Below are 8,794 nucleotides of genomic sequence, written 5' to 3'. Positions count from 1 at the left end.
TAGAAAGTGAAATAGAAACGGGCAGTGGTAGAGCAGATATGCTTTTAAAACCACAAATAGGTAAACAAAGCAATGCATTGATTATAGAGTATAAAATAGCCAAATATCCCATAAGTTTGGATAAGATGGCTCAAGCTGGGTTGGCACAAATTCAGGATAGACAGTATGCTAGCAAAGTAAAACGCCATCTCCATGTAAAAAAAATTACCAAATTAGCCTTTGCTTTTTGTGGTAAGGAGGTAGCAGTGGCGTATCAAGTGGATAACCTATGAGCATGCTTTACATGATAATTTGCATTTTTGATTCATCATTTTTTTGGATATTTCATGGTTTATATTCGTAGAAATTGTAGTGCTATACGATTGTATAACGTATGGTATTAATGTCCCTTTTTAAAAAAAATACAAGATTATGTCCCTTTCAACTTCTAAATTTTTTGCAGCAATAATCAAATTATTGTCAATAAAGATATGATCCATGGTAGAACACCTCTTTCTAAATTTATGGCATCTGATATAATGCATTATATTTATCAAACAGTAAAGCATACAGTAAAGTATACGGAATGTAGCCATTTCTGAAATGGGCACTGTATTTGCTTTAAGCCTGCGTAATTCTTACATTTACCTTAGGCTTGCCTAGTAAATTCTCTTACCTAGATGAAGGAAAATCCATACTGGGCAATTGTATATATGTTTAATTTATTAAAATAATAGTCTGATGTTTATGCATTCAATATATAAAAAAGATGGTAGGCGGTCATCTACGGTAAGATGGTATATGCATATGGCAATATGGTGTGGTTGCTTCATTACCTTTAGTTGCGCAAATCTCAGAAATGGCATGGAACGTGCAAATGAGCAAAATATTTCTACACAAGAAACCATACGAAAGGCTTCACAATCTGGTTGTATCTGTAAAAATGCGCCTCCACTTGCTATGTTTAACAGCTATCCATTGCATATGGCAGCCTATACGGGCTGTATGGATTGCATCCAAAAAATACTGAAGGATAGTCCAGAAATAAACAGCCGTGATAATGTAAAAAATAGTACAGCGTTGCATATAGCCGCTACATATGGTCAAACAAATGTGGCTGAACTATTAATAGATAGCGGTGCAAACATTGAGGCTAAGGACGAAGATGGATATACCGCTTTGCATTTGGCGGCTATATATGGTCAGTACGATATAGCTAAGCTTTTATTAGAGAAAGGGGCAAACAAAAATAATCAAGATAAATTATGGAATACAGCTTTGCATTGGGCAGTTAAACATGGTCGCTATAATATAGTGAAACTATTATTGAACCATAATGCAAGGGTGGATATCCGGAACAAAGCTGAAGGGGATTCCGTTTTACATTGGGCAGCTAAGTATGATAAAGAAAATTATGATAAAGAAAATATAACTCAGCTGTTATTAAATAAGATTATACAGATAGAGCAGATAGACATTCAGAACAAAGAGGGAAATACCGCGTTGCATTTGGCAACTATGCGTAGTATGGCAAATTTGGTTAAGCTATTATTAGATAGCGGTGCTAGAATAGATATGCAGAACAAAAAGGGAAATACCGCGTTGCATTTGGCAGCTATGCATGGTATAGAAAATTTAGTTGAACTATTATTAAATAGCGGTGCTAAAATAGATATGCAGAACAAAGAAAGGATGATGCCGCTAGATTGCGCAGTTAAATATAAGTACGCAAATGTAGTTAAGCTATTATTGGATAGGGGCAACAAGATAAACAAAGAAAATAAATGGGGCGCTGCTGCTTTGCATTGGGCATCGAAGCAAAGCGACTTAGATGGAATAAAGCTTTTATTAAATGCGGGTGTTAAGGTAGATGCTCAAAACGAAGATAGGAATACTGCTTTGCATACAGCCTATATAGAATATTGTAAGTCGCTTCATAGAGAGCCTTTTGAAAATCGTAGGCGTCAAGACAATCTCCAGTTAGATACCGTTAAGCTCTTAGAGCATTACAATGCTAGGAAAGACATCAAAAATAAAAAAGGATACTCGCCTGAAGATTATGCATATCTTGTCTTTATAGCAAACTGTTATGAGACTGATTTAACCCGTTCAGCTTGCAGTCATAACCCTATGTATGTAGAAAAACGCATGCTTGGTTATTTATTACAGAATAATAAGTTTAAGCAAAGAAATATTCCTACTAATCAGCATTTTGATGGTGTGCCCTTGAAGATTTCTCGTGATGAAGTATGGGATATATTCAAGTTTCTAACAACCGATTTATATTTGGATACTACAGGACAAGTCACCCAAAGCGGTGCGCAGTTACCTCTTGTGAATAGTTGGACAAGCAATCATGGCAGAGAGGATATAATTCAAAGATTACGTGATTATGTGGAAAACTTGGGAAATATAGATCAAGATCAAGCTAGGGAATACGAGCAGGTGGCTAATAGATTCCTTAAAGTCAATTTTGGCCTCAAGCCTTTCAGTCAGGGGATGTATTGTGAGATCTGTTATCCCGGGCTTCCTCACTCCCACTAAACCAAAACCATCTGCGTATCCGTTCAGTCAATGGCGTCAACTTAAGGCAATTCATGATTAGCCTACCCTCCTATTCTACTTGGTTATCAATAACAGCTAAACCTTAAGTTGACGCCATTGTCCGTTCAGTCATGTGGCCTAACGTATCTGTGTTCATACTAATTAGAGATAGCGCAATAATACTAGATCGTAAAAAAAAATGCGCCTTGAACGAAGCTGTGATTAGAAAATTACAGGCTGAAGGCTGGTAACAAATCAGCTTATTTGAGCCTACTCTTCGTCTTTGAAAAGCTGGCTGTGCTTTACCCCACCCCACTAGATATATCATCTGGCGGGGGGCCCTGTTCCGCTTCGGGATTCAGTGTACTCGCATAGTGGGTACTATGCTGCGTGCACTTCACCCTCGCGCGCCTTGCTAGCTTTCCAAATCCATTGAGTAAGCTTACTCTTCGTCTTTGAAAAGCTGGCTGTGTTCCGCTTCGGGATTCAGCGTACTCACATAGTTCTACTATGCTGCGTGCGCTTCACCCTCGCGCGCCTTGCTAGCTTTCCAAATCCTGAGTAACCACAGAGGGCGAGTTCTGATTTTCAGCTTGTATCCTGAAATTTTCAACAGCTTTGTTCACCAGTGCTTGATTTTTATGGATAAAATCATTAATTATTAAATATTAACCATTTTCTGTAATCTATAAAATATGACTGCCACGCAAGTGAACGGATACATAAAATATGGTAATTTTTAATTATATTTGCCTAGCGACAAAAAAATTGCTAATGCTAACTCAATTAAATTATGATAAAATAAATATATAAGAATCATGAAAATAAAAAAATCCCCCTGGATAAGCGTATTTTTTCTTCAGACTATTTTTGCTTGTAGTCAATACAAGCAGCAAATGGATCCATTAAAAGTGGCTACACCGCCTCCTGTAGAAGCAGCAACAGCTGTGACCGTAACAAATCCTGCGTTTACAGATGGGCAGCAGGAAGCTACTTTTGGTATGGTACTACTCCATGGCTTAAATATGGATACAAGAGAGATGAAGGCTTTAACAACAGCACTTTCCGAAAGATATAAAGAAAATATATTAATTATAAATTCATTGGTTAGAGAGGATTGGAACTCTGTAGATTATAGCATAGATCAGCAGGCAGAAATGGTATACAAAGAAATAGTTGATTATTTACAAGCGCACAACAAGGATAGCAGCTCCTTTCAGCTATTTATCCTAGGACAGAGTCAAGGTGGCGTTGTGGCTACCCGTATAGCAGAGCTATATAAGCAAAAACTGAATTTGCTTGGATTTATTACCCATAACGCACCATTGCAAGGGGTCGACGTTTTGACGCGTGGACCATTTGACCTATTGAAGTTATGCAATAGAGCAAAAAAGGGTCTAAATATTATTGGCACTAAAGTAGATTGGGATTTGTTTAATCTAATAACTTTAGCTACATCAGCTAGATGGCTATGCCCAATAGCTGATTGTTTCGGATATAAGAAACTTACTGGCGCAAGGGATATTTTTCCTAATAGCAGCTGTATGACAGCCGTGCGCCACTATTTGCGAAATAATCAGCAATCAGACGCTGTTCCTGGTTTGTTAATTGGAGGTTATCAAAACGATTACAATAGGCTCTTTAAGCATGATATAGAACAGTATAAGATAGAACAGTATATAGAAGCCAACAAAGATCGAGATACCATAAATGAAGAAGTGAACCAAGCCATACGGAAATTAAATCATGACGTCGCTACATTTCTAACTGGAGATGCAGATGGACTACATGATCATGTAGTTCCACTAAAATCACAACTTTGTAGAGGGGATAGTCTAGAAGATCTTACCCATATTGGCACACAACCTTATCAAATAGATATGCCTGGAAACCAAAATATTACATGTTTTGTTATAAAAGATATTACCCATTGCACTACCTTATCTCCTGTTGCTGAAAAAAAAATAAATAAAGAATCTATGATGGATCCGCACCGTATGCTTCCGGTTTTATTTGAATTTATCGATAAAAAGCTAGAACAGGCAAGGGTAGATCAATCTTCTGATTGCTAATTATGAGCCTAATGATATTTGGACCAAAGGTAAAATCAATTATTACAATGCATAATTGTTATAGTTATTTGTAATATACAATACGTATCCGTTCAGTCAATGGCGTCAACTTAAGGTTTAACTATTATTGATAACCAAGCAGAATAGGAGGGTAGGCTAATCATGAATTGCCTTAAGTTGACGCCATTGTCCGTTCAGTCATGTGGCTTATACATATCCGTGTTCGTACCCATTAGAAATAGCATAATAATGCAAGATTATAAAAAACGCGCCTTGAATAAAGCTGTGACTAGAAAAGTTCAGTCTGAAAGGTAATAGAAAATCAGCCTGTTTGAGCTTACTCTTCGTCTTTGAAAAGCTGGCTATGTTCCGCTTCGGGATTCAGCGTACTCACATAGTTCTACTATGCTGCGTGCGCTTCACCCTCACGCGCCTTGCCAGATTTCCAAATCCATTGAGTAATCGTCTCTTCGTCTTTGAAAAGCTGGCTGCGCTTTACCCCACCAGATATATCATCTGGCTGGGACCCCTATTCCGCTTCGGGATTCAGTGTACTTGGGGTCCCCATGATGTATGTACATACATTATGGGGCAAACTCGCATAGTGGGTACTATGCTGCGTGCACTTCAGCCTCGCGCGCCTTGCCAGCTTCCCAAATCCATTGAGTAACCGTAAAGGGCGAGTTTTGATTTTCAGCTTTCAGGCTGAAATTTTCAACAGCTTTGTTCACCAGCGCTTGATTTTTTTTGGCTACTTTTTTTGATCAAGCAAAAAAAGTAGCCTTAAAAGAAGTCGCTTTTTAAAGAAAATGGATAAAATCATCAATTATTAAATATTAGCTATTTGCTGTAATCTATAAAATACGGCTGCCACGCAAGTGAACGGATATTACAATACGGCTTGAAAAAATGTTATTTACCATAAGAAAAGCGTTGAGCATAATCTTTTTAGTACCAGTGCTTTTTATATATAGTTTTCATATAATACTAGGTGGTTAGTCCCAGATTGTGGTCTATAGGTATAAAACGTGTTTGGATTATTTTCATTATTACCGTAACTTTAAGGCCTCTTTATTTTTATTCTTCTTTTAAGAATATTTAGTAAATGAAAGATATTTATAAAATAAACATATATACTATTATATTTAATTATGGCATTATTTAAGTTTTTTCAAAAAAAGAGACAGTTAACGTATTATATACTATTGGGGATTGGATTTGCTTTATTGGGGATTGGATTTGCTTCTAGCTGCAGAGATAGCCAACCCTCCCATAACGAACCCTTACCCTTACATAACGAACCCTTACATAGTAGTGATAATTGGAAAAATCCTGAAGAAATAGCTAGTACCAATAAGCCAGCAAAAGTACTATTTGTATTTTTACATGGTACTACGATGAATGGGAAAAAGCACAGGGATTCGAAAGTAATTAACGATATGCAGCAGAAATTTCCAGATTGGCATTTTATGCTGCCAAATGGAGCTTATCCAGCTGATGCAACTTTGTGTCGTGTAATGGGTACAGAATTCCAGCACGATCCATCGAAAAGGCAGTTTGTTAGTTTGAAGTGTATCGAATCTATTATGCGTAAGGTATACGACAAGCCCTCATTATCTATTGAAAAATGGGAGACACTCTATAAACAAAATAAATCGTCTTTTAACGAAATGAGCACGGAACTGGAACGAGAAAGTCGACCTCTTATGGAGCTGATTAAGAAAAAACAAAAAATACTCAATCTTACCAATAAAGATACAATTATTGCGGGGTATTCACAGGGAGCTATGTTGGGGCTCCATTTAACGCTTACGCAAAAAGAACCTTTCTTAGGCATGGTTAATTTTTCTGGTTTCTTAGTAGAACCTAAAGAATATAAAAATAACGCTACACCAATATATTTTATTAATGGAACACTTGATAAAATTATACCAATAGCAACATTAGAAACTGCTAAAGAACAATTGGCAAAAAAAGGTATCAAGCCTGTTTTTGAAAAGCTTGATGGTCAAGATCATGTTGTGTATCTTTCTAATAATCTTGAAAAATGGTTACGTCAGTTACGATATACACTTCCTAGGCGTAATCATCGAGGACGTGCTTAGTATCCGTTCACTTGCGTTTTGCATAGTAAAATACATATACCATAAACCATATTATAGTAAGAAGTCGTGTACTGCTTCTTTCTTTCTTTCTTTCTTATCTATATTTTTAATTGTCTATTGCAGGCAGCCTCATAAAGGTTTAAGAAACTATTTACTTATTAACAATAAATTACTTATAGCTTATAGCAAACAGGCATACAGCCGTTTTTATATTTGCTGTATAACCCGAACCAAATATAAGCTTATAAAAGAGGTCGGCGTCTACTTATCCTAATTGGATACAAAAATTGGGAAGTGCTTGTTTTTCCATAGCAGCAGCTGTTATTTGCAGCAGCTGCTCCTCAAGCGGACTAAAAAAATCATAACAGGCGCGCGCATTGCCTGTTAGAACTAGTGCCGAATCAATACCTGCTGTACGCGCACCTACAATATCTGTATCAAAAGTATCGCCTATCATAAGGATACGGTTTTTGGCTATGGTTGGCTGTTGATGGAATATAGTCTGGTAAATTTCAGGATAAGGCTTTCCTGTATACATTACCTGCCCACCCTGCTGTTTAATTTTTTCAGCAAAATAACCTGCACAATATCTATAGGTATCTGCTTGCATAAGACCATGATCTGGATTGGCACAAAGCGTAAGAATCTTTCTTTGCGCTATAATGGCTAATATGTCTTCCGTTTCTGCTAATATTTCTTCCTCGTTTTCTTCACAAAATAATGTCAATAAAACCAAATTTGCCTCATAGATGTTGCGGGTAGTAGCAACTGAACAGTTATCGATAAGATTGTTGTTTGCTCTACCTAGATGGTATATCAAAGGCGTTGGAATACCCAATAGTTCGGCACTCTGCTGTAGCATATGAAGCGCTACTTCACCTGAACTCACGATCATTTCCTTTGTAGCAGGGATGCCACATGCTTGTAAGGTAACCTGTAAAAATGCAGCAGTGCGCGGCGCATTGGTAACAAAGAAAACTTTGTCTCCACATTCGATCATAGCAGTAATATTGTGTGCTACACTAGCTCGAAATTGCCCTGCTTCTATGATGACACCCCATATATCAAATAAAAATATATCATAATGATTGTCATTGATGACTTCAGAAATGTGTTTGTAAACAAGCGGCTGCATAATTATAAAATTGTGTGTTTACGTACCCGCTTCCCTGTTGCATTTGGCTTTAGTAGACAAGTAATGTGTTATAAGCATGGCTAGGGCATTGGCAATGCATAAAAAAGGAAACATGCATGCCTGTTATAGGCTTAAGCCAATATGTTCCAAATTACTACAGCTACTGCACCTGTAACCATGCCAACCACAGCGACACAACTGCTACCCCATAAGCCTAACACAGTTAATACAAAAGGAACAGTTACAAATAGGTACAAAGAAATCGAAATAAAGTTCAAGCAATGTGATGAAATCATAAGGCTAATATAACTATTTATTATGTTTTTTTATAAAATCGACATCCTATACATACATTTATTGGTTATTGATGGATAGGTTTTTATAAAATGCATTATAGTTATAAATATCTGTAAGAGATTTTTATATTTCGAAATGAGGCTTTTTCAACAGATCAACCGCATAAGACCGTTGCAATAGAAAACAAAATTCTATATAAAGAAAAAAAATCTATACCAAGCGTTATTTAAAAGCCTTAAAAAGAACATAAACCATATTATTTTAGCTTTGTAAATTTATAAAAACCTCTTAATGTATAATACAATCGTTATCATTTTCTATTGCAACGGTCTTATGCTATATGTGCTGTATTTCGTTATTCCAAATTGTTATGTATACGGACCGGATACATAAAATTTTTTTGCAAAATACCATTAACAATCGTATCTTTGCAAGAAGCGCCTCTATTCTGCTTATAGGATAGAGCAGGACATTCAAGCTTCTTATACAGTTAAGAAGGAGAAAATAGTTATACATGGTTATTAAAACGCAAAAGAAGTATAGCAGTGGCTTGATTTGTGCCAAGCGCATTGAAATATGAAACAGCACAATTAAACGAATAAAAAATATGAAAAAGCAGTTTATCCTTCCTAAGTTGTTCTTATTAGGTAGCAGTTTTACGG

Annotated in this window: 5 protein-coding genes and 1 pseudogene (1 of these 6 running past the window's edge); 4 read left to right on the top strand and 2 right to left on the bottom strand. The window is 36.5% G+C overall.

What is annotated here, in order from left to right:
• The 4 genes and pseudogenes from EDM02_RS01310 to EDM02_RS01295 form a co-directional block, all read left to right on the top strand.
• A pseudogene (locus EDM02_RS01310) lies at window positions 1-272 on the top strand (PD-(D/E)XK nuclease domain-containing protein); it begins 37 nt to the left of the window's first position.
• 514 nt (window positions 273-786) lie between these two features.
• Window positions 787-2,523: an ankyrin repeat domain-containing protein gene (locus tag EDM02_RS01305; RefSeq protein WP_221179581.1), complete on the top strand. Its 1,737-nt coding sequence runs from the start codon at window positions 787-789 to the stop codon at window positions 2,521-2,523.
• Between the two features lie 818 nt (window positions 2,524-3,341).
• On the top strand, window positions 3,342-4,595 hold the full coding sequence (locus EDM02_RS01300; RefSeq protein WP_123662312.1) for an alpha/beta fold hydrolase: 1,254 nt from the start codon (window positions 3,342-3,344) through the stop codon (window positions 4,593-4,595).
• A 1,151-nt stretch (window positions 4,596-5,746) separates the two neighbouring features.
• Window positions 5,747-6,700 carry an alpha/beta hydrolase gene (locus EDM02_RS01295; RefSeq protein ID WP_123662309.1) on the top strand — a complete coding sequence of 318 codons (954 nt, stop codon included), beginning with the start codon at window positions 5,747-5,749 and terminating at the stop codon, window positions 6,698-6,700.
• A gap of 265 nt (window positions 6,701-6,965) precedes the next feature.
• On the opposite strand, the gene EDM02_RS01290 is transcribed toward EDM02_RS01295, so the two are convergent.
• On the bottom strand, window positions 6,966-7,835 hold the full coding sequence (locus tag EDM02_RS01290; RefSeq protein WP_123662307.1) for a TIGR01459 family HAD-type hydrolase: 870 nt from the start codon (window positions 7,833-7,835) through the stop codon (window positions 6,966-6,968).
• A 131-nt stretch (window positions 7,836-7,966) separates the two neighbouring features.
• Window positions 7,967-8,131 carry a hypothetical protein gene (locus tag EDM02_RS05620; protein WP_184891065.1) on the bottom strand — a complete coding sequence of 55 codons (165 nt, stop codon included), beginning with the start codon at window positions 8,129-8,131 and terminating at the stop codon, window positions 7,967-7,969.
• Window positions 8,132-8,794: the final 663 nt, after the last annotated feature.

The organism is Candidatus Cardinium hertigii (genome assembly GCF_003788695.1).
The sequence above is the reverse complement of the archived record's forward strand: the minus strand, read 5'-3'. Positions and strand labels throughout refer to the sequence as shown.

Coding starts and splice junctions, on each gene's coding strand:
- EDM02_RS01305 (WP_221179581.1), top strand. CDS start 787: ATGGCAATATGGTGTGGTTGCTTCATTACCTTTAGTTGCGCAAATCTC.
- EDM02_RS01300 (WP_123662312.1), top strand. CDS start 3,342: ATGAAAATAAAAAAATCCCCCTGGATAAGCGTATTTTTTCTTCAGACT.
- EDM02_RS01295 (WP_123662309.1), top strand. CDS start 5,747: ATGGCATTATTTAAGTTTTTTCAAAAAAAGAGACAGTTAACGTATTAT.
- EDM02_RS01290 (WP_123662307.1), bottom strand. CDS start 7,835: ATGCAGCCGCTTGTTTACAAACACATTTCTGAAGTCATCAATGACAAT.
- EDM02_RS05620 (WP_184891065.1), bottom strand. CDS start 8,131: ATGATTTCATCACATTGCTTGAACTTTATTTCGATTTCTTTGTACCTA.